Genomic DNA, 23,891 nt, shown 5'->3' on the forward strand with positions numbered 1-23,891 from the left:
TGCTCGCTGCTCCTCTGGTCGGCTCGGGGAGGACATATGGGTAGACCGAGGTGCGCGGCCGGAATCACCGGTCGGAATAACCCGCGGGGCCGCGTAGTTGTAGATTCCGACGGCGTTCGGGATCAGCTGCCCCGGGCCCCACCCCATTTGCCGCTTCGAGCGGCCGTTCGCCGAGAGGCGCACTGCCCGAACCCGTCAACCACGTACGAGGGCCGCCACCCACTTGGGTGACGGCCCTCGTCATATGTGGACCTAAGGCGTCAGATCAGAGATTTCGCTGGACGTAGCTCGCCGCGTCGAGCGTCATCCCGTTCACCGAATACAACACATGCAGACCGTTCGGCTGCCCGACCGGCGATCCGTCACAGATGTTGTCGCCCGGGATGCAGTAGCTCTTGGTGCGCGCCTGGTATTCGCGGTCGACCTGGATCTCCGGCGACCCGACATCACGCAGGAACCGGTCCGACGGCGGCGCGAAGAGCACCACCGCGGCGACGTTGTCGGAGACGTTCGCCGGCAGCGGCGGCGGCACCTGGTTCTCGTACTCCCGGTACTCGGACGGAACATCGATGCCGGTCGCGGTGGTGAATCCGGCGACGACCGCGCCCTGCGAATAGCCGCCGAGCACGATCCGGGTGTTCGGGCAGGTGGCGGCGAGGTACTTGATCCGCGATTGCGCCGAGCGCACGCCGATGGTCACCGAGTTGGCGATGGCGAGACGGTCATTGAACCGGTCGCTGGCGGGATAATTCACGCCGTAGCTGCTGACCGATTTCCCGGGCAGCTGGGCGCGCACTGCTTCGGTGAAGGAGACGCCGGTCAACCCCAGCGGTGGCGCGGGCTCGATGGTGCCGCGCGCGAAGATCACCTCCACGTCGGAGCACGGCGCGGCCTGCGCCTTCGCGTTCGTGAGGAAGAGGGAGCCGCTGAGTGCCATGGCCAGACAGGCCACTGACACCATCGTGCGGCGAGCGAGAGTCGAAACGGACATGAAGCGCACTCCTCGGGTCAGACGGTTTGATCCGGTTCTCACGTGATTCATTCGCTCGGGCTCGGCGGTCGGATGGGTCGTCTTGTCATCGAATGTAGCCATCGGGTGAGCCGGTGTGTCGCTGATCGCGCAGGGTTGTCCGGTATCGGTGGTTTGCCGGGGCGGATTCACGCAAGGTGTCCGCTCCTGGCGAAATATCCCCGGGAACAAACATCCCGCCACCCAGGTTGAGCCCATCAGACTGAACTTTGGAGGTTTGATGTCGAACACGTATTCAGTGCCCGTCCTGTTCGTTCCCGATCTGGTCGTCCTGCCGGGGATGGTCGTGCCGATCCCGCTCGACGACGCCGCTCAGGCGACCGTGGACGCGGCGCGGGCCGGCGAATCCGGAAAGCTGCTGGTCGCCCCGCGTCTGGACGACCGCTATCCCACCTACGGCGTGATCGCCTCGATCGTGCAGGTGGGCCGTATCCCCGGCGGCGGAACCGCGGCCGTGGTCAAGGGTGAGCAGCGCGCACACATCGGCACCGGGACGTCCGGGCCGGGCGCCGCCCTGTGGGTGGAGGTCACCGAGGTCGACGCCCAGCCCGTCACCGACGAGGTCAAACACCTCGCCGCCGAGTACAAGCAGCTGGTTCTGGCGATGCTGCAGCGCCGCGAGGCGTGGCAGATCATCGACGCGGTCAACAAGCTGACCGACCCGTCGGATCTCGCCGACACCGCCGGCTACAGCTCGTGGCTGACCGACGAACAGAAGCGCCGGCTGCTCGAGACCCCCGACGTCGCAGAACGTCTCACGTTGCTGACCGAGTGGACCGGTGAACACATCGCCGAGACCGAGGTCAGCGACAAGATCGCCGACGACGTCCGCAGCGGCATGGAGAAGCAGCAGAAGGAATTCCTGCTGCGCCAGCAGCTCAACGCGATCCGCAAGGAACTCGGTGAGGACGAACCCGACGGCGCCGACGACTATCGTGGCCGTGTCGAATCCGCCGACCTGCCCGACAATGTGCGTGAAGCCGCACTGCGCGAGGTCGGCAAGCTCGAACGCGCCAGCGACCAGTCGCCGGAGACCGGTTGGATCCGCACCTGGCTGGACACCGTGCTCGACCTGCCGTGGAGCGTGCGGACCGACGACTCCACCGACATCAAAGGCGCCCGCGCGATCCTCGACGCCGACCACCACGGCCTCGACGACGTGAAGGACCGCATCGTCGAATACCTCGCTGTGCGTGCCCGTCGTGCCGAACGCGGGCTGCAGGTCGTCGGCGGCCGCGGGTCGGGCGCCGTGATGGTGCTGGCCGGCCCGCCCGGAGTCGGAAAGACCTCGCTGGGCGAGTCCGTGGCCCGTGCCCTCGGACGGAAGTTCGTGCGCGTCGCCCTCGGCGGTGTGCGTGACGAGGCCGAGATCCGTGGTCACCGCCGCACCTATGTCGGTGCACTCCCTGGTCGGATCGTGCGTGCCATCGGCGAAGCGGGATCGATGAATCCCGTTGTGCTGCTGGACGAGATCGACAAGGTCGGGTCCGATTATCGGGGTGACCCGGCGGCGGCGCTACTCGAGGTGCTCGACCCCGCGCAGAACCACACCTTCCGCGATCACTACCTGGATCTGGACCTGGACCTGTCCGACGTCCTGTTCCTGGCGACCGCAAATGTCATCGAGAACATCCCGTCGGCACTGCTCGACCGGATGGAACTGGTGACCATCGACGGCTACACCGAGGACGACAAGGTGGCCATCGCTCGGGACTTCCTGCTCCCGCGGCAGGCCGACCGGGCGGCCCTGACCGCCGACGAAGTGACCGTCGCTGACGACGCACTGCGTGAGATCGCCGCGAACTACACCCGCGAACCCGGTGTGCGACAGTTCGAACGGCTGCTCGCCAAGTTGCTCCGCAAGGCTGCGACGAACCTCGAGTCAGGGAAGGCGCACGCGCCCGTAGAGATCGGCGAGTCCGACCTCAAGGAGTTCATCGGACGTCCGCGATTCACCCCCGAGTCGGCCGAACGGACCGCGGTGCCCGGCGTGGCCACCGGCCTGGCGGTCACCGGCATGGGCGGCGACGTCCTGTTCATCGAGGCCAACAGCAACGCCGGCGAGGCCGGGCTGAAACTGACCGGCCAGCTCGGCGATGTGATGAAGGAGTCGGCGCAGATCGCGCTGTCGTATGTGCGTGCCCACGCCGACGAACTCGGCATCGATCGGGCCGTGCTGGACAAGACGATCCACGTCCATGTGCCGGCCGGCGCGGTGCCGAAGGACGGTCCGAGCGCCGGTGTCACCATGGTCACCGCGCTGGTGTCGATGGCGACCGGCCGCAAGGTGCGTGCCGACGTGGGTATGACCGGCGAGGTCACGCTCAACGGGCGGGTGCTGCCGATCGGTGGGGTCAAGCAGAAGCTGCTTGCCGCCCAACGCAACGGACTGACGACCGTGTTCATCCCGCAGCGCAACGAACCCGATCTCGACGACGTGCCCGCCGAGGTCCTCGATGCGCTCGAGGTCCGGCCGATGGTCGACGTGGCCGCCATCATCGAGCAGGCGTTGGAGCCGGTCGAGGACGCGGTGCACGCAAGCGCTGCCTGACTCGACCAACCGCCGACCGTCGCGAGCTACTCGCGACGGTCGGCGGCGTCGTGTGTCCTCCGCGATTCGGTCAGATCTGGTCGAGATCCTCGAGGATGTTCATGAAGATGGTGGCGTTCTCGTAGAGCACCCACATCTCGGCGACCGTGGCGTCGTGCAGAGCGGGGTTCTGCAGTCCGAAGTTGTTGACCCAGGCTGCGGTTCGCGTCGACTGGAACAGCACGGTCGTGGCGCGCTGGTCGCCGATGATGTCACCGAGGAACCACGCGGTGAACAACGGTTCGAGATCTACACCGTAGGTTCTCTTGAACGCTGCGATGATTGCCGGAGTGGCATCGACGAGTGCGCCGCCGAACGTGTAGAAGTCGCGAGTGTGGCGCGGCTCGGACTTGACGGTGACGAGTGCGTTGGGGAAGTCGATGATCAGGTGGGCGAAGATCTGACCCATCAGCACCCGACCCGGGCTTCGGTCACACTGTTCGGTCAGCCGCAGTGCCTGCCACCAGTGCGCGGGCGGCCTTGCGCCGGTGACGAAGTCGTGCAGGGCGCTGACGTAGAGGCGCACCACCTCGATGGCCAGGTTCGTGGCCCACACCGGGTCGTCATAGATCCCCGACTTGATGCTCGGACCGACGAGCTTGAGGATCTCGTCAAATGCGATGGGGAACGTTCCGCGGTAGTCGTTCGGTTTCGACAAGGCGGCGCGCAACTCCGAAATCTTGTCGGCCGCGTCTTGGTAGGTCTTGATGTCCGACGGGTCCGTCAGATCGGCCAGCGCTGCACGCTCGGCAGGCGTTGCGACCGGGATACACGCGGAAACTGAACGAGGCGCCGCGTCGGCGCGTGGAACTGCGACCGGCGCGAACGCCAAGGCCACCAAAACGACGATCACACCGAAGATCTTCAGCGGGCGCATAGCACGAACTCTGCCACGATGCGCGCGGACAGTGTTGCACTTTGGTAAATCTACTTGCAGGTAATAAAGTGGTCGAAGGTCGCACGGGAGCGATCCACGGCAAGCGCTCCCCAGGGACATCGCGCTCGTGTTGGTCACGCTGATGGGGCACTTCGTGGTTCGGTGAGCCGTGCCGGTAGAGGTGATTACAGCTCGCCCACAGCGAACTGCTTGCGGTACGCGCTTGGCGGAACCTGGTAGGCCGCAGCGAATTTCTGTCGCAATGTGACCCCGCTGCCGAATCCGCAGGCGGTCGCGACGGCATCGACGGTCCAATCGGTGGTCTCGAGGAGGGTGCGTGCCTCCTCGAGACGTCGCTCCAGAATCCAGCGCGCCGGGGTGGTTCCGGTGGCGTCGCGGAAGTGTCGGACGAAGCTGCGGCGACTCATCCGCGCCTGCCCGGCCAGGATATCGACGGTCAGCGGACCGTCGAGCCGGGCCATCGCCCAGTCGAGGACATCGCCGATCACACCGTTGTGCGCCGGCCGTGACAATGGCCGTTCGATGTATTGCGCCTGACCGCCCTCCCGGTGAGGGGCCACCACCAGTGACCGCGCCACCCGCGCGGCCGCAGCCGATCCCAGATGGGTGCGGACCAGATGCACACAGGCATCGATCGCCGAGGCGGTCCCCGCCGAGGTGAGTACGTCACCATGATCGATGTAGAGCACCGACGAGTCGACCTGCGGTCCCGGACGTCGTTGTGCCAGAAGGTCCATCGCCTCCCAGTGGGTGACTGCGTCCCGTCCGTCGAGCAGTCCGGAATCGGCGACGGGAAAGGCGCCCAGGCACAGGCCGACGATGGTGGCTCCGCGAACGTGCGCATCGGTGATCGTCCGCCGCAGCTCGGGTTCGAGGCCGGGTAACGACAGCGGCCACGACGGCATGATCACGATGTCGGCATCGGCGGTGGTCTCGGGGCCGCCCACATTCCCGATGGGATACCCCTCGGCAGTGTGTATCGACCCGGCGTGATCCGACCACAGTGCCGTTGACCAATCGGGTGCGATGCCGAGACGACCGATCTCGCCGAACACCATCAGCGGGGCTGCGAGATGGAACATGGTGATCCCGTCGAAGGCGTAGATCGCGATCCGCATAATGGTCACCTCCGTGAGTTGGCCCGAACTCATCGAAAGTATGCATTCGTGCCACTCGTGCGTGCAAGGGGTGGAGCGAAGAATCGACACCGTTCACCCGCTGACACAGGAGGAAGCATCATGACCGCACCGCGCCGCGCACTCATTGTCGTCGACGTCCAACAGGAGTACTTCGACGGTCCGCTGCAGATCCAGTACCCGCCGCGCGACGACACCCTGGGCAACATCGTCACGGCGATCGACACCGCGACCGACCACGATGTCCCGGTGGTGCTGGTTCAACATCAGATGCCCGACGGCGCACCGGTTTTCGCAGAAGGAACGGATGGCTGGCAGTTGCATCCGGAGATCGACCGGCGAGTGGGCGCGGCGGCCAAACGCGTGCACAAGGTGTACGGCAGCGTCTTTGCCGGTACCGACGTCGCCGACTGGCTGCGCGAGCGCCACATCGACACGATCACCATCGTCGGCCACATGGCCAACAATTGTGATCTCGCCACCGCGGTAGAAGCCGAGGGTCTGGGGTTCGCTGCCGAGATCCTGTCCGACGCAACCGGCGCCATCCACCTCGCCAACGAGGCCGGAACCGTCTCTGCGCAGGTCCTGCACGACACGCTCATGGTCCTGTTCCAGTCGAACTTCGCCGCCGTGACGTCCACGGAGAAGTGGATCGCCGCGGTGGACGCCGGCACGGCGAGTGAGAAGAGCAATCTGGTGGTCTCGGCTCTACAGGGCCGCGACGCTGCGGCTGCGACAGCCTGAAAAGCGGCCACCGGCGTACGTTGGACCCATGGCACAACACTCTGTCACCAGCGTCGACCGCGGAGCGCACACCGTGTCCCGACAGGTCGTCGTGGACGCCCCTGCCGCCGACGTGTTCGCGTTGGTTGCCGATCCGCACCGCCACCCCGAGCTCGACGGATCGGGCACTGTGCGTGACACGCCGGTGACCGGACCGGACAGGCTCGGACCTGGCGCCCGTTTCAGCGTCGGAATGAAGCAGTACGGGATGCCCTACAAGATCACCTCGACGGTGACCTCGTTCGCCGATGACGAGTTGGTGGAATGGCAACACCCCATGGGCCACAAGTGGCGTTGGGAGTTCGAGGCACTGTCACCGTCGCAGACACGGGTCACCGAGACCTTCGACTACTCGACGATCAAGGTGCCGAAGGTCATCGAACTGCTCGGCTTCGACAAGAAGAACGGCGTGGGCATCGAGGGCACGTTGTCGGCGCTGGCGACGCGCTGGCCTGGATGATCGGCGAACCACGACCGTTTGTCAGATCGCAGCTGCGTACTCATCGTTGATCTTGACGGCAAGCACCGGGACCGGGGCCTGCAGCAGCAAGCGCTGGCTCAGACTGCCCAGCAACGCCTTTCCGGTGGGTGAGCGTCGACGCACACCGATGACGAGTCGATGGACCCGTCTCCGGTTGACCTCGTCGAGAACGGTGTCGAGCGGGTCTCGTTGGGCGGCGCCGCTGCGTTCGATCAGTTCGACGGCGACATCGGTGGGTATCACAGTCGTTGGGAGTTCGGACAGTCCGACGTTGATGACGACGAGGTCGGTGCCGAGCATCTTGGCTTCTTCGCCTGCCGCAACGAGTGCGGCGAGACCTTCGGCGCTGTCGGGGACTGCAACGAGAACGGACATGGTGGCTCCTTTCGGAGTCGGGTCTGGGTCAGGAGTGCTGGATTCGGAAGTCGTCCTCGAACTGCTCGAGGGTGCGGCCGCGGGTCTCGGGAGCCATCCGCCACATGAAGATGATGGCCAACACTCCCAGCGCGGCGAACACGAAGAAGGTCGACGAGATCCCGAGTGCGCTGACGGTGGGTGGGAAGCCGAACGCCACAATCGAATTGGCGATCCACAAGGTGAATACGCTGACGCCCATGGCGAACGAGCGGATCTTGAGTGGGAAGATCTCGGACAACAACAGCCAGGTGAGCGGACCGATCAGGGCCTGCATCGAGAAGACAAATCCGATGACCAGCCCCATGATGACGTAGGGCTTGAGGGAATTGTCGGGCATGGCGAGCGCGAAGATGCCGACGAGGAGATGAAATGTGGTGGTCAGGGTGTAGCCGGTGATGATCATCGCGCGCCGGTTGAACTTGTTCATCATCAGGATGCCCACGGTGACACCGAGGACGCTGAACAGTCCGTTGGCGGTGTTCGCCAGGATGGCGCCGTTGCTCGAGAAGCCGGCGTTCTCGAGAAGCTGTGTGCCGTAGTACATGATGACGTTGATGCCACTGAGTTGGGAGAACACGCCGATCCCGATCCCGACGATGATCAGCCGACGAATCCACGGTGTCGCCAGGTCGGACCACCCGCCGGTCTGAGATTCCTTCTCCTCCAGGGCAAGTGCATGGACCTCGGCGAGTTCGGCCTCGGCCCGCTCGGGGGAGCGGACCTGGCGTAGCACCTCCAAGGCCTCGTCATCGCGCCCCTGCGACGACAGCCATCGCGGGCTCTCCGGCATCCGGAGCATGCCGACGAACAGGCCGATCGCCGGAGCCAGTGCAACCAGCAGCATGTACCGCCAGACCGAATCGTGTTCGCCCCAGATGTTGAAGATGATCGCGTTGATGACGAAGGCGGCGAACTGGCCGGAGACGATCATGACCTCGTTGCGGGTGACGATGCTGCCACGCCGTTCCACCGGCGCCATCTCGGCGAGGTAGACGGGAACAGTGGCCGATGCGCCGCCGACCGCGAGACCGAGGATGAACCGGAAGACGCCGAGCGTCTCCCAGGTGGGAGCGAGAACGCACCCCAACGTGCCGACCATGAAAATGGTCGCCAGCATCAGGATGTTGCGCCGGCGGCCCTGGCTGTCGGCCATGCGTCCGCCGATCAGCGCGCCGATGGCCGCGCCGAAGATCAGCACACTCACCACGAAACCCTCCATGGTCGCGGTGAGTCCCAGGTCGTCGCGCATGGGCTCCAGTGCGCCGTTGATCACGCCCGTGTCGTAGCCGAACAGCAGGCCACCGAAAGTGGCGATGACGGCGATGTAGCCCAGACGCTTGGAATGGGGGCCCGGCCGATCCGCGGGGAGTGTCGGATGGGACGCGGGAGGGGGAGCGGTGGCGCCGCTACGGGTCGATTGTGGGGTGTCGAACATGGTCGATCCTGTCTACGCACTCAGGCAACCTCGGTGTGTGCTGCGCGAATGTGCGGTTTGTGGAATGGCGATGCGCCGGGGCTCTCGACGTAACAGTCGGGACAAGCGACCGACTAGCTCGTGCTACTAGCACGTGCTAGTCACTATGACTCACGTCACTCATGAAGTCAAGAGTTTGTCCTGACATGCATTGGGGGCGATGCGATCGAGCTAGTGCGCCCCGCTCGACACGGCTGCCGTGCTACCGCGGACGCACAGGTCGGGTGCGACAACGATCTCGACGGCGTCGGCGCGTTCGCCGGCCAGTCGTTCGACGATGGACTCGACTGCGCGGCGGGCGATCTCGGCGGCGTCCTGACGGACGGTCGTGAGATCGACGAACGGTAACCGTGACGTCCGGTCATCGTCGTATCCCGTCACCGAGATGTCGCCGGGTACCGAGATGCCGGCGCGTACCAGCGTGCCGAGCACCCCGAGGGCGCAGCGGTCGTTGGCCGCGACGACGGCGGTCGGACGTTCGGGCCACTCCAGGAGCTGCTGCGCGGCCGAGTACCCCGACATCTCGGTGTAGTCGCCATCGATGATCTGGATCTCCGCGGCGTACCCCCGGGTGGTCATCGCGTTCACGTAGCCTCGGCGACGATCGGCGGCCCCGGGCATGGTGCCGCCATCGATGTGGACGATGCGTCGATGGCCGAGGTCGACCAGATGGTCCACCGCCAAGCTCATCCCCGCCGCCCCGTCGGAGTAGACGGCGTCGATCCCGGCTGCACCGCGATGACGCCCCACCTCGACGATCGGCATCTGCGCGGCAAGGGATGTCAGGCGATGCGGCGGGAGCTCTGGTCCCACCAACACCAGGGCCTCGATGCGGGAGCTCAGCATCTCGTCGAGCGCTTCGGGCACTTCGTGAGTGGGCGCGATCGTCCCCAGGGTGATCGCATAGCCGGATTCGGCGACAGCCGGATACATGTTCTCCACCAGGGCCAGTTCGAACGGGTGCTCGGCAGTGAACAACACGCCCAGTAGGCCACTGCGGGTACGGCGCAGCAGTCGCGCCGCACCGTCAGGGTGATATCCGAGTTCCTCGGCGGCGGCGGTGATCTTCTGCCGGGTGCTGGGGCTGGCGCCGGGCTGACCGCGCATGACCAGCGAAACAAGCTGTCGGGACACCCCGACATGCGCCGCGATGTCCGCCATCGTCGGACGCGCCCGAACCTGGGGGCCGGAGTCGTCGTGCGTTCCGGAGTCTGTCATCTCACCTGCTTCCAGCCACCCGAGGTTACCGGTTGGTGAGCCGGCAGTGGTTCGTGATCGCCGCCGAACCCGCAGCGGCGCTAGTGTTCCGCGTTCCCGGATGTCGAACCGACCTTCAGCTCCGGATCGAGCAACGAGACGGTTCGAGCGCTCTGCGGGTCGGCGATTCGGGCCAGGAGTCGTTGCACGGCAAGCCTTCCCATGTCGGCATAGTTGTTGTCGAGCGTGGTGAGTCCGATGTATCCGAGCCGCGCAAGGTAGCTGTTGTCGTAGCCCACCACGCTGAGGTCGTGCGGGACGTCGAGGCCGAGTTGCTTGGCGTGCGACATGGTGATGACGGCCGCATAGTCGTTGTTGGCGAGGATCGCGGTCGGGCGGTCGTCCGGCTGCAGCAGTGCGACCGCTGCGAGGTGGTCCCCGGGCTCGGATCGGTCACTCACCTCGACGCGGATGTACTCGTCGAGCCCGTGCCGACGCATGGCGTCCCGATACCCGTCGGTGCGCAGATCGGCTGCGCGTCCGGTACCGGCGAGGTGGGCGATGCGGCGGTGTCCGAGTTCGACGAGGTGGTCGACCGCCCGTGCGGCACCCGACCGGTCGTCACCGGTCACCACATCGACATTCGGTAGATCCGGTTCGCGCCCGGCGGCCACCACGGTCGGCAACGTCCTCGCCGTCGACAGCAGGTGTTGTGCCGGCGGCAACGTGCCCAGGCAGAGCAGACCGTCGACGCGCGCCTCGATGAAAGCGTCGAGCACCGACGCGTCGCGATCCATCCCGAAATCCTCGGACAGGAACAGGGTCAGCCCATGCGCGGTCAGTTCGGCGCGCACGGCGGCGAGCAGGTCGATGAACCACGGATTGCGCAGGTCCGACAGCACCGCACCGACGGTGTGCGTCCGCTGTTGGGCCAGCGACCGGGCCGCAGCGTTGGCGCGATAGCCGAGTTCCTCCGCTGCGCGCAGCACGGCGGTGCGATTGGACTCGCTGGCCCCCGGTTGGCCCCGAAGGACCAGCGACACCAGCGACTTGGACACGCCGGCGCGTTGGGCGACGTCGACGATGGTGGGTCGCGAGCGTCCACCGGTGTCACTGGATGTGCTCATCGGCACCCTTCGTCTGGTCAACGGCCGGTTGGTCTGGAGCGATCCAATGAAGTGTAGCCGATGCGGGCGCTGACACGGTGCTGCGGTTGTGCGGTGTGCGCTGCGGTTTTCGGTGCGACGTAGGCTTGGAGTGCGAACGCCCTTGACGTGTGCTGTGGCGCAGCTTACAGTTTGAGGCCTGGAACGCTCCAAGTCCCCGATCTGAAAGTGAGCTCCGAACATGTCTTCACGCCGTACCCTCCGCGTCGCGCTCGTCGGCGCCGGCGCAGCCGGTCAAGCCCACGCATTCGGCTTCCGCAACGTGTCGATGGCGGCCGGACTGGAACAGGTCGACGTCGACCTGGCCGTCGTGGTCGACCCGAACGTGGAACTCGCGCGTCGCACCGCCGACCGCTACGGCTACACCGAGGCGACCGCTGATCTGCAGCGGGTGCTCGACGATCCGTCGATCGACGCCATCAGCGTCGCGCTGCCCAACAGCGTCCATGCCGATGTGCTGCCGGCGATCCTGCGATCCGGCAAGCACGTGTTGGCCGAGAAGCCGATCGGGCGTGGGGCCGACGAAGCCGCCGAACTGGTGGAGCTCGCCGAGCAGTCATCCGCGACCACCGGCGTCGGTTTCTCGTTCCGTCGTCTACCGGGACTTGCCGCGGTGCACGACGCCGTGGCCGCCGGAGCCATCGGGCAGGTCCGTAGCTTCACCGCCTGGTACAACGCAGATTACGGCGCTTCGCCGCAGACGCCGTTCTCATGGCGCTACGCGAAGGAGAGCGCCGGCGCCGGGGCGCTCATCGACATCGGCACACACGCACTCGACACCGTGCAGCACGTCGCCGGCCCGATCCGACGCGTCCTCTCGGCCACCCTGCACACCGCGATCACCGAACGTCCGATCCCCGGCACCGACAAGACCGGCGCGGTCGACACCGACGACATCGCCCTGCTGACCGTCGAATTGGAGAACGGCGCCATCGGTCAGATCCACGTCAACCGGATCGCGGTGGGTCTGCCCAACTCGCTGGGCATCGAGGTGCACGGAGCCAAGGGCCACGCCCGGTTCGACTCGATCTCGGGCGGCGAGTTCCACATTCACCTCGCCGACGACTCCTCGGCCACCCTGTCCGGTCCGCGCCGGGTGTTCACCGGGCCGCAGCACCCGTACTTCTCCGATGTTGCCGCGATGCCCGGCGGGGGAGTGGGCACCGGTTACGCCGAGGCCTTCGTCGCCGAGATCCAGCACTTCGTTCGCTGCATCCTCGCCGAGGAGCCGATGGACACCAGCTTCCCCTCGGCGCTGCGGGTCATGCGCGCGGTCGACGCCGCGCAGCGAGCCGCCGCCACCGGAGCTGCCGTCGAGGTCGACGCCCAACCCATCTCCGCACCCGCCTGACCTTCCCGCCGACACACCGATTGGACCTTCACATGAGCTCATCCACCGCCGCCGCGAACGCCCCCGCTAACCCGACCTTCTCCCGACTGAGCCTGGGCACCGCGCCGGACTCGTGGGGGATCTGGTTCCCCGACGACCCGAAGCAACCGCACTGGAGCACCTTCCTCGACGAGGTCGTCGAAGCCGGCTACCGCACCATCGAACTCGGACCGTTCGGCTATCTCCCCACCCATCCCGAACAGCTCACCGACGAGCTGGGCAAGCGGGGATTGTCGCTGACCGGCGGCACGGTCGGCACGGCGCTGCACCGCGGCCCGGACGCCTTCGAGCAGGCGCGCAGAGACGCCTTCGACGTGTGTGAACTGTTGTCGGCCATGGATGTCCACGATCTGATCGTGTTGCCCGAGCAGTACACCGATCTGCACACCGGCGCGCTCACCCAGGCTGCGGAGCTGACCGCCGACGAGTGGCGTTCGCTCACCGAGGGCCACTCCGCGCTGGGGCGCCTGATCAAGGACGCCTTCGGTATCACCCAGGGCTTCCATCCACATGTGGACACCCACGTCGACACCCAGAACTTCATCGAGAAGTTCCTCGACGACACCGATCCCGACACGGTGTCGCTCTGCCTGGACACCGGCCACGTCTCCTACTGCTCGGGCGACAACCGCGAGATCATCTCCCGTGACCCGGACCGCATCTCCTACATCCACCTGAAGCAGGTCGACCCGGGTGTCGCGGCCAAGGCGCGCGAGGATCACGTCGGCTTCTACGAGGCCGTCCAGCGGGGCGCGATGGTCGTACCGCCGCTTGGGGTTCCGACGATGGAGCCGCTGCTGGCCGACCTCGCGGCACTGGGACGCGACTTCCGGCTGATCATCGAGCAGGACATGTACCCGGCTCCGCCCGGAAGCGCCAAAGAGATCGCCATCCGCACCCGCGAATACTTCGCGAGCATCGGACTTCTCCCCGCCGACAATTAGGACCACACCCAGTTCTTCGTCAACCAAAGGAGCGAGACGATGAGATCATCGAGACGGCGCACCCGCGTCATCACCGGGGCGGTGGCCGCCGCCGGGGTGGCCCTGCTGGTGCTGTCCGCGTGCTCGAGCACCGGTGGGCGACCCGACGGCGACGATGCGGGCATGGCCGCCGGACAGGCGGACACCCCACGCGCGACCGTCGCGATGGTCACGCACGGGGTCCCGGGCAACGCGTTCTGGGACCTCGTGCAAAAGGGGGCGGAAACCGCGGCGGCCAAAGACAACATCGAACTGAAGTACTCGGCCGATCCGCAAGCGCCCAATCAGGCGAATCTGGTTCAGGCTGCCATTGATTCGGATGTCGACGGCATCGCGGTGACCCTGGCGAAGCCGGAGGCGATGGCGCCGGCGGTGTCGCGGGCCCTCGCCGATGGCATCCCCGTCGTCGGACTCAACGCCGGGTTCGATCAGTGGCAGCAACTCGGCATTCAGCAGTACTTCGGGCAGGACGAGACCATCGCAGGTGAGGCGGCGGGCAGTCGGCTGCAGGACGAGGGAGCCCGTAAGGTGCTGTGCGTGATCCACGAGCAGGGCAACATCTCGCTCGAATCACGTTGTGCCGGTGTGCGTCAGGGGTTTCAGGGCGGTCAGGTCGAGCTGATCAACGTCAACAGCGCCGACATGCCGTCGGTGGAGGCGGCGCTCACCGCGAAGTTCCAGCAGGACCCCTCGATCGACCATGTCATTGCGCTCGACGCATCGATCGCGCTGACCGCTGTCGAGTCCAAGAACACCGCCGGGGCGCAGGCGCAGATCGCCACCTTCGACACCAACGCCGCGCTCGTCGGCGCGATCGAGAACGGTGATGTCATCTGGGCGATCGACCAGCAGCCGTTCCTGCAGGGCTACCTCGCCATCGATTCGTTGTGGCTCTACCTGAACAACGGCAACACGATCGGTGGTGGTCAGGCGGTGCTCACCGGACCGGCGTTCATCGACGAGTCCAACGTCGACGCGATCGCCGAGTACGCGGAGGCCGGGACGCGCTGAGGTGTCGATGAACGGTTCCCTCCACCTACCGCTCGGGGCGACCAAGACGCCGTCAGATTTCTGACCGGAACCACCACCCAAGCGGCCCGAGGCGACGATAATCGGCCTCGGGCCGCTCCGCGGTGTCACCTCATCGCCGGGCGGCGACCTTCGAGGCAGAGGAGCCCGGCCGTGACCGATCTACCCACGATCACCGACGAGCAGATGAACGAGATGCTCTCGCACGCAAGCCCGTACAGCGTGATGATCCTGAGAACGGGACCGAAGTACGACACCGACGCCGCCGCGGCGGCGATCTGGGAACACGGGCGACGCAACTTCGCGTTGCGCGCGGCCGGGGCGCTCTCGGTGGTGTTGCCCGTCGACGACGAGTCGGGCATCTGCGGCATCGGTATCTTCGACCGCGACGTCGACACGACCGTGGAGCTCATGAACTCCGATCCGGGCGTGCTTGCCGGCGTCTTCGAGTTCGAGGTCCATCCGGCGAGGGGCTTTCCGGGCGACGCCCTGCCGGTCGCGGAAGACTGAGCGTCCCTTCGTGAGAGCCCGATGAGAATTCGGGCCCACCCCTTGAGCGATCACGGGTGAACGGCGATCCTGAAGGGTGTGCGCCACAAGACGCTCACACTCATCTCGGCCGCCGTATTAGCAGTCGCGGCGGTCGCCCTCGCCGTGGTCAGCCGAGACGAGGCAGCTGCCGCCCCCGCGTCCGGTCACAGTACGGAACACATCGGCTCCGGATCGGGCGCGCGCACATTCGAGATGTACCGTCCGGCAGGACTTTCTGGTCCGTCCCCGCTCGTCGTCGTGCTGCACGGCGGCTATGGGAGTGGCCGGCAGGCGGAGAACTCCTATCACTGGGACGCGCAGGCCGACCGCGGCCGGTTCGTCGCCGTGTTTCCCGACGGAGTCGGACGGTCCTGGAATGCCGGTACATGTTGTGGCCCGGCGCAGCAACGTGGCGTCGACGACGTCGCGTTCATCCGGGCGGTGGTCGAGCGTGCCGCAGCCGTCCAACCGATCGACCGGTCGCGCATCTTCGTCACCGGAATGTCCAACGGCGCCATGATGGCCTACCGACTCGCCTGCGAGACCGACCTGTTCGCCGCGGTTGCTCCCGTCGCAGGAACAGTGGTCACCGACTGCGACGACGCCGGGCCGACATCGTTGTTGCACATCCACGGCACCGCCGACGAGTCGGTCCGGTACGACGGAGGTCCGGGCCGGGCGCACAACGTTCGTGGTACCGCGCGGGTCGACGGGGCGCCGGTGCCGCGGGCGGTAGAGCCGTTCCGGCGTGCCGGTGAATGCCCAGAGCCGACAATCCGAAGGGCGGGCAAGATGATCACCTCGACCGCCGAATGTCCCGGCGAGCGCACAGTGCAACTGATCTCCATCGTCGGGGCCGGGCATCAATGGCCTGGTGCGACCGCGCGACCCGCGGCCTCGATACTGCGTCCGGGCGACACGCCGTCGGACGCCCTGGATGCGACCACCGCCATCTGGGACTTCTTCGCCGCGCACGGGCGGTAGGTGAGTACTACCGCTCCTCGTAACGGAAGATGCGTGCGATGGCCGCGCGGATCATCGGCCTGGGGAAGTTCGACGTCGCGACGAGGGTCTGCTGCTGGATCAAACCGTCGATGAGTACGACGATCAGTTCTGCCGCCCGTTCGGAACTCTCCGGCGCATAGGCCCGGACGAACGGCTCGGTGAATCCGATGAACGCCGTCCGGTTGGTGATGACCTGCTTGCGGAGGTCGGCGTCGAACTGGGCCTCGACCAGCAGTGCATGACGTGCTCGGACGGCGCCGCGGCCCTCGTTCGACATCGCCTCGACGAAGTCGGTCGTGCAATCCAGGACGACGTCGGTCGCGGCTTTCTCTCCGACATCGAGGACCGGACCGAACGTCCGGACCGCGATCGCGTACATCTGCTCGTACACCTCGGCGAGTGCGAGGCCGTTCAGCCGCGACCGGGTGGGTGCGTAGTAGTTCACCGATCCGGCGGGGAGTCCGGCCGCCTCGTCGACGGCCCGGTGGGTCAATGCCCGTAGGCCGCCGGACGCGATCACCTGGAGTGCGGCCTTCCCGAGCAGGGCCTGGCGGTCAGTCATCGTCGGCCACTGTCGTCACGTTCCCCCACCCTTCGAGGTATGCCTTGCGGACATCGCACCGAGAAATCGCACCGGGCCGTGGCCGGTCGGATGAGTTTAAGCGGGGCGGTGTGCGCCCTGTGTGACCGCAGTGCAGAGTTGAGAGCTCCCTCACATTGAGCGGGGTTGGCTCAATTTTCCGGCCCAGGTCGGGAACATTCCTCTGCCCACACCCGTTGGACCCTTCGAGAAACCTGAGCGGTGTAGGCTCAACCCAGGTTGACTCCGTCGCGTGTCTTGAGTAGGACATGAGTCGGATGCACTGAAGTTCAGGTTTCGAGAGAACTCGGATCGAGACGCACTGGGTGCAGACCCATGAACTAGGAGGAAATACATGTCTCGTGCAGTTGGAATCGACCTCGGTACCACCAACTCGGTGGTATCCGTGCTCGAAGGCGGCGAAGCCGCCGTCATCGCCAACGCCGAAGGCTCCCGCACGACCCCGTCGGTCGTCGCGTTTGCGCGCAACGGCGAGGTCCTGGTCGGGCAGCCGGCAAAGAACCAGGCGGTCACCAACGTCGACCGCACCATCCGGTCGGTCAAGCGCCACATGGGCGAGGGTGACTGGTCCGTCGAGATCGACGACAAGAAGTACACCCCGCAGGAGATCAGCGCCCGCACGCTGCAGAAGCTCAAGCGCGACGCCGAGTCCTACCTGGGCGAGGACGTGACCGACGCGGTCATCACCGTGCCGGCCTACTTCAACGACGCCCAGCGTCAGGCCACCAAGGAAGCCGGCCAGATCGCCGGCCTCAACGTGCTGCGCATCGTCAACGAGCCCACCGCCGCGGCGCTTGCCTACGGCCTGGACAAGGGTGAGAGCGAACAGACCATCCTGGTGTTCGACCTCGGTGGCGGTACCTTCGACGTCTCGCTGCTCGAGATCGGCGACGGCGTCGTGGAGGTCCGTGCGACCTCCGGCGACAACCACCTCGGTGGTGACGACTGGGATCAGCGCATCGTCGACTGGCTCGTCGACAAGTTCAAGAGCCAGAACGGCATCGACCTGACCAAGGACAAGATGGCGATGCAGCGTCTGCGTGAGGCTGCCGAGAAGGCCAAGATCGAACTGTCTGCCTCGCAGAGCACCTCGATCAACCTGCCCTACATCACCGTCGACGCCGAGAAGAACCCGCTGTTCCTCGACGAGCAGCTCTCGCGCAGCGAGTTCCAGAAGATCACGTCCGATCTGCTCGAGCGCACCCGTTCGCCGTTCCAGGCGGTCATCAAGGACGCCGGCATCGCCGTCGGCGACATCGACCACGTGGTGCTGGTCGGCGGTTCGACCCGCATGCCTGCCGTCACCGAACTGGTGAAGGAACTGACCGGCGGCCAGGAGCCCAACAAGGGCGTCAACCCGGACGAGGTCGTCGCTGTGGGCGCGGCCCTGCAGGCCGGTGTGCTGCGCGGCGAGGTCAAGGATGTGCTGCTGCTCGACGTCACCCCGCTGAGCCTCGGTATCGAGACCAAGGGCGGCGTGATGCACAAGCTGATCGAGCGCAACACCACCATCCCGACCAAGCGGTCGGAGACCTACACCACCGCCGAGGACAACCAGCCGTCGGTGCAGATCCAGGTCTATCAGGGTGAGCGCGAGATCGCTTCGCACAACAAGCTGCTCGGCTCGTTCGAGCTCGGCGGCATCGCGCCGGCGCCGCAGGGTGTCCCGCAGATCGAGGTGACCTTCGACATCGACGCCAACGGCATCGTGCACGTCACCGCGAAGGACAAGGGCACCGGCAAGGAGAACTCCATCCGCATCCAGGAGGGCTCGGGCCTGAGCAAGGACGAGATCGACCGGATGATCAAGGACGCCGAGGCACACGCCGACGAGGACCGTCAGCGTCGTGAGGAGGCCGAGACCCGCAACCAGGCCGAGTCGCTGGTCAACCAGACCGAGAAGTTCCTCAAGGACAACGAGGACAAGGTTCCCGGCGAGGTCAAGGACAAGGTCAACGCGGCCATCTCCGAGGCGCAGGAAGCGCTGAAGGGCACCGACATCGCGGCCATCAAGTCCGCGGTGGAGAAGCTCTCGGCCGAGTCGCAGGAGATGGGTCAGGCGATCTACGCCGCATCGGCCGCCGAGTCGCCCAACGGCGACGCACCCGAGGGTGAGTCGGCCGGTGGCGACAACGACGTCGTCGACGCCGAGGTGGTCGACGAGCCGTCGAACACCAGCGGAGACAACAAGTGACCGCTGGGGAGCCGGAAGGCGTACGCGAGCAGGAACCGGTCACGGTGACCGATCGTCGCCGCATCGACCCGGAAACGGGTGAGGTGCGCGAGGATCCGGCCGCCGGGCCGGGCCCGGCCGACGCCGAACCGGACACCGAGGTGACCGCAAACGGTGCAGAAGCCGAACCGGAGATCCCCGACGTCGCCGACGAGCGGGTCGCCGAACTCACCGCCGATCTGCAACGGGAGCGCGCTCAGTTCGCCAACTTCCGGCGGCGTGCCGCCGAGGAGAAGCAGGGCTCGGTGACCTACGGCAAGCAGTTGCTCATCGACAAGCTGTTGCCGGTCCTCGACGATCTCGACCGTGCCCGCGAGCACGGCGACCTCGACGCGGGCCCGCTGCGCAGCGTCGCCGACAAACTGGCCGGTGCCCTGTCGGCCGAAGGGCTCACCAAGTTCGGTGAACCCGGCGACGTGTTCGACCCGGAACTGCACGAAGCCGTTCAGCACGAGGGTGACGGCGCGGAGCCGGTGATCGGCGCGGTGTACCGCACCGGGTATCGGCTCGGCGACAAGGTCATCCGTCACGCGATGGTCACGGTGACCGATCCGGTCGATGTAGCCGGCGATGCGGCCGAACAGACTGGTGCACAATAAGCACACTGGTCACTCCGCTCACCCCGCTCCCTGAGGAGCGAGGAGCGCTAGCGACGAGTGTCACGAAGGGGCGGACCCTTCGTGACGGACCTCCGCTAGCGCTCCGGCCCTCCTCAGGGATCGGGCGGGGCGACAACTGAACAGGGACAACTTCATCAAGACAACTGAGATACCGAAGGAGGTGACGTCTGATGGCTCCACAACGAGAGTGGCTCGAACGCGACTTCTATCAGGACCTCGGCGTTGCTTCTGACGCTTCTACCGAGGACATCCAGAAGGCCTATCGCAAGCTCGCCAACGAGCTGCACCCGGACAAGAACCCCGGCAACACCGAAGCCGAGGACCGCTTCAAGCGGGTGTCCGAGGCCAAGAGCGTGCTGTCGGACCCGGAGAAGCGCAAAGAATACGACGAGACCCGCGCCATGTTCGCCGGCGGACGATTCCGCGGCGGCGGCAACGGTTTCCCCGGTGGCTTCCCCGGCGGGGGCGGAACCCACTACACGTCCACCACGGGTGCCGACTTCAACATCGGTGACCTGTTCGGCGGAGGCGCCGGCGCCGGTGGCGGTGAATCCGCCGGCGGGTTCGGCGACCTTTTCGAGGGCCTGTTCAACCGCGGCACGCGGTCGTCGACGGCCACTCGCCCGAAGCGCGGCAACGACCTCGAGACCGAGACCACGCTGACCTTCAAGGACGCGGCGATGGGCACGACCGTGCCACTCCGCGTCACCAGCCCCGCACCGTGCACGACCTGTCACGGCAGCGGCGCCAAGCCCGGTACGAGCCCGCGGGTCTGCCCGAACTGCAACGGTTCCGGATTCGTCAGCCGCAACCAGGGGGCGTTCGGTTTCAGCGAACCGTGCCAGGACTGCCAGGGCACCGGATCGCGGATCGATGACCCGTGCACCGACTGCGACGGCAGCGGCGTCAAGGTGCGTGCCCGCACCATCAACGTCCGCATCCCCGCCGGCGTCGAAGACGGACAACGCATCCGGCTCGCCGGACAAGGCGAAGCCGGTCGACGCGGAGCACCGTCGGGCGACTTGTACGTCGTCGTGCACGTCACGCCGGACAAGGTGTTCAGCCGCAGCGGCAACGACCTCAAGGTGCAGCTTCCGGTCAGCATCTCCGAACTCGTGCTCGGCGCGACCGTGTCGGTCCCGACCCTCGACGGCAGCGTCGGGGTCAAGATCCCCGCCAACACCACCGACGGCCGCACCCTGCGTGTCCGCGGCCGCGGTGTCCCGAAGCGTTCGGGTGGCGCGGGTGACCTGCTGGTGACGGTCAAGGTCGCCGTCCCGCCGAAGCTCGACGAGGCCGCGGTCGAGGCCATGCGTCAGTACGCGGCCGCGGAGAAGGCAGCCGGATTCGATCCGCGCGCCGGGTGGGGGCGATGAGGATGGCCACCTACGACGACGACGCTGCCGCGACCTTCATGATCTCTGTCGCCGCGCAACTCGCCGGCATGCATGCGCAGACCCTGCGCACCTATGACCGGCTCGGCCTGGTCACCCCGCAACGCACCAGCGGCGGCGGCCGGCGCTACTCCGCCCGGGACGTCGAGGTGCTGCGCGAGATCCAGCGTCTCTCCCAGGAGGAGGGCGTCAACCTCGCCGGCATCAAGCGCATCATCGACCTGGAGAACCAGGTCGATGCGCTGCAACAACGGGTCCGCGAATTGCAGGCCGAGGTCGACAACGCGCCCGTGCGTCGCGGCGGCGAACTGGTCCCGGTGCCCCGCACCAGCGCGCTGGTGGTCTGGCAGCCGCGCCGCAAGCGCACCACCGACTGACTCCACGGTGCGGCCGCCGTGGCCGCCGCGTTCCGGCCGCACCTCCAGGTTCCGGCTTGGGAACAGTACTGCGGCCAGAAGCGGCAGGTGCGGCCAGAACCGGGAAAGCGACCCGCTACCCTGGCTCGGGACAACGTGGCGGGGAGACAGGACGGGGACATGGCCGAGACCAGGAGCGCCCAGATCGCGGGCGATTCGGACTCGGACGGCTCGGTTCTGGGGATCTCCGTCGTCGAGGATCAGGTCGCATCCGTCGTGCGCAGCGCCGACGGCGCCATCATCGCCAGCAACCTGGTGGAACTGCCCGATCCGTCGGCGCAGAGCGCCGAGAACGCCATCCATGAGCTCGTCGATTCGGTCCCCTACGAGATCGACCGGATCGGCGTCGCCTGCGCACGCCCTGCCACGCAGGGATATCTGCAGGCCAATCTGTCTCCCAGCACCGCGCGACCGGCCTGGTACGACAAGGTCGCGGTCACCGACATGCCCGCCGCCCTGGCCGAGGTCGCCCGGACCACCGCAGCGGGGCGCGGCATCATCGCGGTCGTCGACCTGGACCGTTCGGCGGTTCCCTCGCCGGGGTCATCGGTGGTCACGCTGGACTCGGCGACCGGGGAAGTCCTCGGCACCGCCGAGTTCGCCTCCGGTTCTCCCGGGCCCGTCACCGATCCTGCTCACGCGAGCGAGGTCGCGGATGCGGTGACCGCTGCACCCGGCGGGTCGTCGGTGACGTCGGTCGTGTGCACCGGTCCCGGTGCGGAGGTGCCCGGCGCGCCCGAGGCCCTCGAATACGCGTTGGCTCGCCCGGTCATCGTGGCCGATCAGCCCGCACTGGCCGCCGCCCTCGGCGCGGCGGTGCTCTCCCGACGCAGCCCCCGCGCAGCGGCAGGCGCCGCATCGAACCGCCGGTGGTGGATGATCGGTGCCGCCCTGGTCGCCGCGCTGGCGCTCGGTGCGATTGCGGCGTCCGCGGTCTTCGCCGGCGTCGACGCGGCCGAGGACGAGGCGGCACCCACGACGACGGTCACCGAGACGGCGCCTCCGTCGACGGTGACCCAAACCGCGGAACCGGTCACCGAGGTCCGCACCGACGTCGCGACCACCACGGTGACGCGGTCGGGGGAGGCGGTCACCCGCACGTCCACGGCCACCGAAACCGAGACGCAGACCGAGACCGAAACCGTGACGGAGGCCCCGACGGCGACGGTCACGGAGACGGTGACCACGACGGTCACGACCGCGGCGCCGGGCACCGGCGGTCCCTAGAGTCTCGAGCAGCAGCTCAGACGACGGGGTCGTGCTGGATGAGGCTGGCGCGGGCGCCCGCGATCAGCATCCGCCGACGCGTCACCTCGATCATCCGTGCCGATCCGGCGATGAGCACCTGATGGTCGTCCCACGGTCCGGCAGCGGCGGCGACCTCGTCGAGCGTGCCGATCCGGTGCTCGATTCCCAACGCCTCCGGTGTCGTCATCGCGGTGATCCACCACGGGTCCTCGGTCTGCTCGGAGACCGCCGTGATCCGCAGCCACGGGTTGGTCGTGGCGATCCGGCGCAGCACCGCGAGGTCGTACAGTTCCCCGGGATAGCGCATCCCATAGAAGATGTGCGTCGACGGGGTGTCTGCCCGCTTCGACATCTCGATCAGCAACGCCCGCAGCGGCGCCAGTCCGGTGCCGCCGGCGACCATCACGACCGGCCGGTCGTATTCGACGTGCAGGGTCCCGTGACCCTGCGCGAAGTACCAGGTGTCGCCGGCCCGGGTCTCGCCGACGATGGCGGTGCTGACCGCACCGCCCTGGACCGCTCGCACATGGAACTCGAGTTCGCCGCGCGGGTTGGGCGGGATCGCCGGTGACAGGTTCCGCCACGCCTTCGGTCGCTGAGGAACCTGCACCTCCAGGTATTGGCCGGGCGCGAACCGCATCGGCGATGTGGTGAGCAGCCGTATGACCGCGAGGTCGCGGGTGATCCGGAACTTCTCCACCACCTCGGCCGACCACAGCGCGGGATGCGGCGCGGTCTCGGCGGCGCCACGCATCACCCCGGTGGTCAGCATCATCGCCTGACTGACCGTCTGCGCGGTCTCGTCATCCCAGTAGTCGCCCAGGATGGACGCGAACTCGGCGATCAGCGCCTGATAGATGACGCCGTAGTGTTCCGGGCGCACGCCGTACTTGCGGTGATCGCGTCCGAGCTGCGCCAGGAACTCCACCAGTTCCCCATGCCCCTCCCGTTGGGGCACCACGTCGAGGACGTGGTCGATGACGCGGAAGAAGGCGTCGCGCTGACCGGACATGACCGCGGGAAAGAGCTCCCGCAGATCGGGATCGATGGAGAACATGCGGGTATAGATGTTCGACGCGAACCGATCCGGATCGCGACGGATCAACTCGCGAAGATGATGGAGGATGTGCCGTGAGTGGCTGGGCATGAGGCGGGTCACCTCCCCTGAAATGCGTACCGGTCCGTCCGTGAGCGGATCTCCCGCCCACGACAGCCTAGCGGTCGCTGGACGCCGACTTACGATCCATCAATCGATGTCGGGTTCGTCGT

General features: G+C 66.8%; 22 protein-coding genes. 13 read left to right on the forward strand and 9 right to left on the reverse strand.

The window, feature by feature from the left end; all coding sequences use genetic code 11:
- Positions 1–265: 265 nt before the first annotated feature.
- Positions 266–991 carry a cutinase family protein gene (locus VZC37_RS21490; RefSeq protein ID WP_330435604.1) on the reverse strand — a complete coding sequence of 242 codons (726 nt, stop codon included), beginning with the start codon at positions 989–991 and terminating at the stop codon, positions 266–268.
- A gap of 259 nt (positions 992–1,250) precedes the next feature.
- On the opposite strand from VZC37_RS21490, the gene lon reads away from it, so the two are divergent.
- Positions 1,251–3,581 (forward strand): endopeptidase La, encoded by a 2,331-nt coding sequence (gene lon / locus VZC37_RS21495; RefSeq protein WP_330435605.1) that lies wholly within the window; start codon positions 1,251–1,253, stop codon positions 3,579–3,581.
- A gap of 70 nt (positions 3,582–3,651) precedes the next feature.
- Here lon and VZC37_RS21500 read toward each other — a convergent pair whose 3' ends face one another.
- Both VZC37_RS21500 and VZC37_RS21505 read right to left on the reverse strand, forming a co-directional pair.
- Positions 3,652–4,497, reverse strand: a complete 846-nt coding sequence (locus tag VZC37_RS21500; RefSeq protein WP_330435607.1) for a DUF5995 family protein — start codon at positions 4,495–4,497, stop codon at positions 3,652–3,654.
- Between the two features lie 185 nt (positions 4,498–4,682).
- Positions 4,683–5,636 carry a GlxA family transcriptional regulator gene (locus tag VZC37_RS21505; RefSeq protein WP_330436003.1) on the reverse strand — a complete coding sequence of 318 codons (954 nt, stop codon included), beginning with the start codon at positions 5,634–5,636 and terminating at the stop codon, positions 4,683–4,685.
- A 120-nt stretch (positions 5,637–5,756) separates the two neighbouring features.
- Here VZC37_RS21505 and VZC37_RS21510 point away from each other — a divergent pair, with 120 nt between their 5' ends.
- Together VZC37_RS21510 and VZC37_RS21515 are read left to right on the forward strand one after the other, a co-directional pair.
- The gene (locus VZC37_RS21510) at positions 5,757–6,398 is read left to right on the forward strand and encodes an isochorismatase family protein (RefSeq protein WP_330435608.1); all 642 of its coding nucleotides are present in this window, start codon (positions 5,757–5,759) and stop codon (positions 6,396–6,398) included.
- 28 nt (positions 6,399–6,426) lie between these two features.
- Positions 6,427–6,897, forward strand: coding sequence for an SRPBCC family protein (locus VZC37_RS21515; protein WP_330435610.1), 471 nt, complete (start codon positions 6,427–6,429; stop codon positions 6,895–6,897).
- 21 nt (positions 6,898–6,918) lie between these two features.
- Here the strand turns inward: VZC37_RS21515 and VZC37_RS21520 are convergent, their stop codons facing one another.
- The 4 genes from VZC37_RS21520 to VZC37_RS21535 all read right to left on the reverse strand — a co-directional run bounded on the left by VZC37_RS21520 (position 6,919) and on the right by VZC37_RS21535 (position 11,133).
- Positions 6,919–7,293 carry a universal stress protein gene (locus tag VZC37_RS21520; protein ID WP_330435612.1) on the reverse strand — a complete coding sequence of 125 codons (375 nt, stop codon included), beginning with the start codon at positions 7,291–7,293 and terminating at the stop codon, positions 6,919–6,921.
- 28 nt (positions 7,294–7,321) lie between these two features.
- A complete protein-coding gene (locus VZC37_RS21525; RefSeq protein ID WP_330435614.1) occupies positions 7,322–8,770 on the reverse strand; it encodes a sugar porter family MFS transporter in 1,449 nt (482 codons plus the stop codon).
- A gap of 210 nt (positions 8,771–8,980) precedes the next feature.
- Complete coding sequence (locus tag VZC37_RS21530) at positions 8,981–10,027, reverse strand: LacI family DNA-binding transcriptional regulator (RefSeq protein WP_330435615.1); 1,047 nt, start codon at positions 10,025–10,027, stop codon at positions 8,981–8,983.
- A gap of 80 nt (positions 10,028–10,107) precedes the next feature.
- Positions 10,108–11,133, reverse strand: a complete 1,026-nt coding sequence (locus tag VZC37_RS21535; RefSeq protein WP_330435617.1) for a LacI family DNA-binding transcriptional regulator — start codon at positions 11,131–11,133, stop codon at positions 10,108–10,110.
- A gap of 220 nt (positions 11,134–11,353) precedes the next feature.
- On the opposite strand from VZC37_RS21535, the gene VZC37_RS21540 reads away from it, so the two are divergent.
- The 5 genes from VZC37_RS21540 to VZC37_RS21560 all read left to right on the forward strand — a co-directional run bounded on the left by VZC37_RS21540 (position 11,354) and on the right by VZC37_RS21560 (position 16,089).
- Positions 11,354–12,523 carry a Gfo/Idh/MocA family protein gene (locus tag VZC37_RS21540; RefSeq protein ID WP_330435619.1) on the forward strand — a complete coding sequence of 390 codons (1,170 nt, stop codon included), beginning with the start codon at positions 11,354–11,356 and terminating at the stop codon, positions 12,521–12,523.
- A 32-nt stretch (positions 12,524–12,555) separates the two neighbouring features.
- Positions 12,556–13,506 carry a sugar phosphate isomerase/epimerase family protein gene (locus VZC37_RS21545; protein ID WP_330435621.1) on the forward strand — a complete coding sequence of 317 codons (951 nt, stop codon included), beginning with the start codon at positions 12,556–12,558 and terminating at the stop codon, positions 13,504–13,506.
- 39 nt (positions 13,507–13,545) lie between these two features.
- Positions 13,546–14,556 (forward strand): substrate-binding domain-containing protein, encoded by a 1,011-nt coding sequence (locus VZC37_RS21550; protein WP_330435623.1) that lies wholly within the window; start codon positions 13,546–13,548, stop codon positions 14,554–14,556.
- 204 nt (positions 14,557–14,760) lie between these two features.
- Complete coding sequence (locus tag VZC37_RS21555; protein WP_330436004.1) at positions 14,761–15,084, forward strand: hypothetical protein; 324 nt, start codon at positions 14,761–14,763, stop codon at positions 15,082–15,084.
- A gap of 78 nt (positions 15,085–15,162) precedes the next feature.
- Positions 15,163–16,089, forward strand: coding sequence for a CE1 family esterase (locus VZC37_RS21560; protein ID WP_330435625.1), 927 nt, complete (start codon positions 15,163–15,165; stop codon positions 16,087–16,089).
- Between the two features lie 7 nt (positions 16,090–16,096).
- Here VZC37_RS21560 and VZC37_RS21565 read toward each other — a convergent pair whose 3' ends face one another.
- On the reverse strand, positions 16,097–16,672 hold the full coding sequence (locus VZC37_RS21565; RefSeq protein ID WP_330435627.1) for a TetR/AcrR family transcriptional regulator: 576 nt from the start codon (positions 16,670–16,672) through the stop codon (positions 16,097–16,099).
- Between the two features lie 373 nt (positions 16,673–17,045).
- Here VZC37_RS21565 and dnaK point away from each other — a divergent pair, with 373 nt between their 5' ends.
- The 5 genes from dnaK to VZC37_RS21590 all read left to right on the forward strand — a co-directional run bounded on the left by dnaK (position 17,046) and on the right by VZC37_RS21590 (position 22,601).
- The gene (gene dnaK / locus VZC37_RS21570; RefSeq protein ID WP_330435628.1) at positions 17,046–18,905 is read left to right on the forward strand and encodes a molecular chaperone DnaK; all 1,860 of its coding nucleotides are present in this window, start codon (positions 17,046–17,048) and stop codon (positions 18,903–18,905) included.
- Positions 18,902–19,543, forward strand: coding sequence for a nucleotide exchange factor GrpE (gene grpE / locus VZC37_RS21575; protein ID WP_330435630.1), 642 nt, complete (start codon positions 18,902–18,904; stop codon positions 19,541–19,543). Before dnaK ends, grpE begins: the two co-directional genes overlap by 4 nt.
- A gap of 191 nt (positions 19,544–19,734) precedes the next feature.
- Positions 19,735–20,940: a molecular chaperone DnaJ gene (gene dnaJ, locus VZC37_RS21580; RefSeq protein ID WP_330435631.1), complete on the forward strand. Its 1,206-nt coding sequence runs from the start codon at positions 19,735–19,737 to the stop codon at positions 20,938–20,940.
- A complete protein-coding gene (locus tag VZC37_RS21585) occupies positions 20,937–21,335 on the forward strand; it encodes a heat shock protein transcriptional repressor HspR (RefSeq protein ID WP_431309473.1) in 399 nt (132 codons plus the stop codon). Before dnaJ ends, VZC37_RS21585 begins: the two co-directional genes overlap by 4 nt.
- 159 nt (positions 21,336–21,494) lie before the next feature.
- Positions 21,495–22,601: a DUF7159 family protein gene (locus VZC37_RS21590; RefSeq protein ID WP_330435633.1), complete on the forward strand. Its 1,107-nt coding sequence runs from the start codon at positions 21,495–21,497 to the stop codon at positions 22,599–22,601.
- Between the two features lie 16 nt (positions 22,602–22,617).
- On the opposite strand, the gene VZC37_RS21595 is transcribed toward VZC37_RS21590, so the two are convergent.
- Complete coding sequence (locus VZC37_RS21595) at positions 22,618–23,769, reverse strand: FAD-binding oxidoreductase (protein ID WP_330435635.1); 1,152 nt, start codon at positions 23,767–23,769, stop codon at positions 22,618–22,620.
- Positions 23,770–23,891 lie beyond the last annotated feature (122 nt).

Origin of the sequence: Gordonia sesuvii, from assembly GCF_036350415.1 — a bacterium.
Lineage (GTDB): Bacteria > Actinomycetota > Actinomycetes > Mycobacteriales > Mycobacteriaceae > Gordonia > Gordonia sesuvii.

Coding starts and splice junctions, on each gene's coding strand:
- VZC37_RS21490 (WP_330435604.1), bottom strand. CDS start 991: ATGTCCGTTTCGACTCTCGCTCGCCGCACGATGGTGTCAGTGGCCTGT.
- lon (WP_330435605.1), top strand. CDS start 1,251: ATGTCGAACACGTATTCAGTGCCCGTCCTGTTCGTTCCCGATCTGGTC.
- VZC37_RS21500 (WP_330435607.1), bottom strand. CDS start 4,497: ATGCGCCCGCTGAAGATCTTCGGTGTGATCGTCGTTTTGGTGGCCTTG.
- VZC37_RS21505 (WP_330436003.1), bottom strand. CDS start 5,636: ATGCGGATCGCGATCTACGCCTTCGACGGGATCACCATGTTCCATCTC.
- VZC37_RS21510 (WP_330435608.1), top strand. CDS start 5,757: ATGACCGCACCGCGCCGCGCACTCATTGTCGTCGACGTCCAACAGGAG.
- VZC37_RS21515 (WP_330435610.1), top strand. CDS start 6,427: ATGGCACAACACTCTGTCACCAGCGTCGACCGCGGAGCGCACACCGTG.
- VZC37_RS21520 (WP_330435612.1), bottom strand. CDS start 7,293: ATGTCCGTTCTCGTTGCAGTCCCCGACAGCGCCGAAGGTCTCGCCGCA.
- VZC37_RS21525 (WP_330435614.1), bottom strand. CDS start 8,770: ATGTTCGACACCCCACAATCGACCCGTAGCGGCGCCACCGCTCCCCCT.
- VZC37_RS21530 (WP_330435615.1), bottom strand. CDS start 10,027: ATGACAGACTCCGGAACGCACGACGACTCCGGCCCCCAGGTTCGGGCG.
- VZC37_RS21535 (WP_330435617.1), bottom strand. CDS start 11,133: ATGAGCACATCCAGTGACACCGGTGGACGCTCGCGACCCACCATCGTC.
- VZC37_RS21540 (WP_330435619.1), top strand. CDS start 11,354: ATGTCTTCACGCCGTACCCTCCGCGTCGCGCTCGTCGGCGCCGGCGCA.
- VZC37_RS21545 (WP_330435621.1), top strand. CDS start 12,556: ATGAGCTCATCCACCGCCGCCGCGAACGCCCCCGCTAACCCGACCTTC.
- VZC37_RS21550 (WP_330435623.1), top strand. CDS start 13,546: ATGAGATCATCGAGACGGCGCACCCGCGTCATCACCGGGGCGGTGGCC.
- VZC37_RS21555 (WP_330436004.1), top strand. CDS start 14,761: ATGAACGAGATGCTCTCGCACGCAAGCCCGTACAGCGTGATGATCCTG.
- VZC37_RS21565 (WP_330435627.1), bottom strand. CDS start 16,672: ATGACTGACCGCCAGGCCCTGCTCGGGAAGGCCGCACTCCAGGTGATC.
- dnaK (WP_330435628.1), top strand. CDS start 17,046: ATGTCTCGTGCAGTTGGAATCGACCTCGGTACCACCAACTCGGTGGTA.
- dnaJ (WP_330435631.1), top strand. CDS start 19,735: ATGGCTCCACAACGAGAGTGGCTCGAACGCGACTTCTATCAGGACCTC.
- VZC37_RS21585 (WP_431309473.1), top strand. CDS start 20,937: ATGAGGATGGCCACCTACGACGACGACGCTGCCGCGACCTTCATGATC.
- VZC37_RS21590 (WP_330435633.1), top strand. CDS start 21,495: ATGGCCGAGACCAGGAGCGCCCAGATCGCGGGCGATTCGGACTCGGAC.
- VZC37_RS21595 (WP_330435635.1), bottom strand. CDS start 23,769: ATGCCCAGCCACTCACGGCACATCCTCCATCATCTTCGCGAGTTGATC.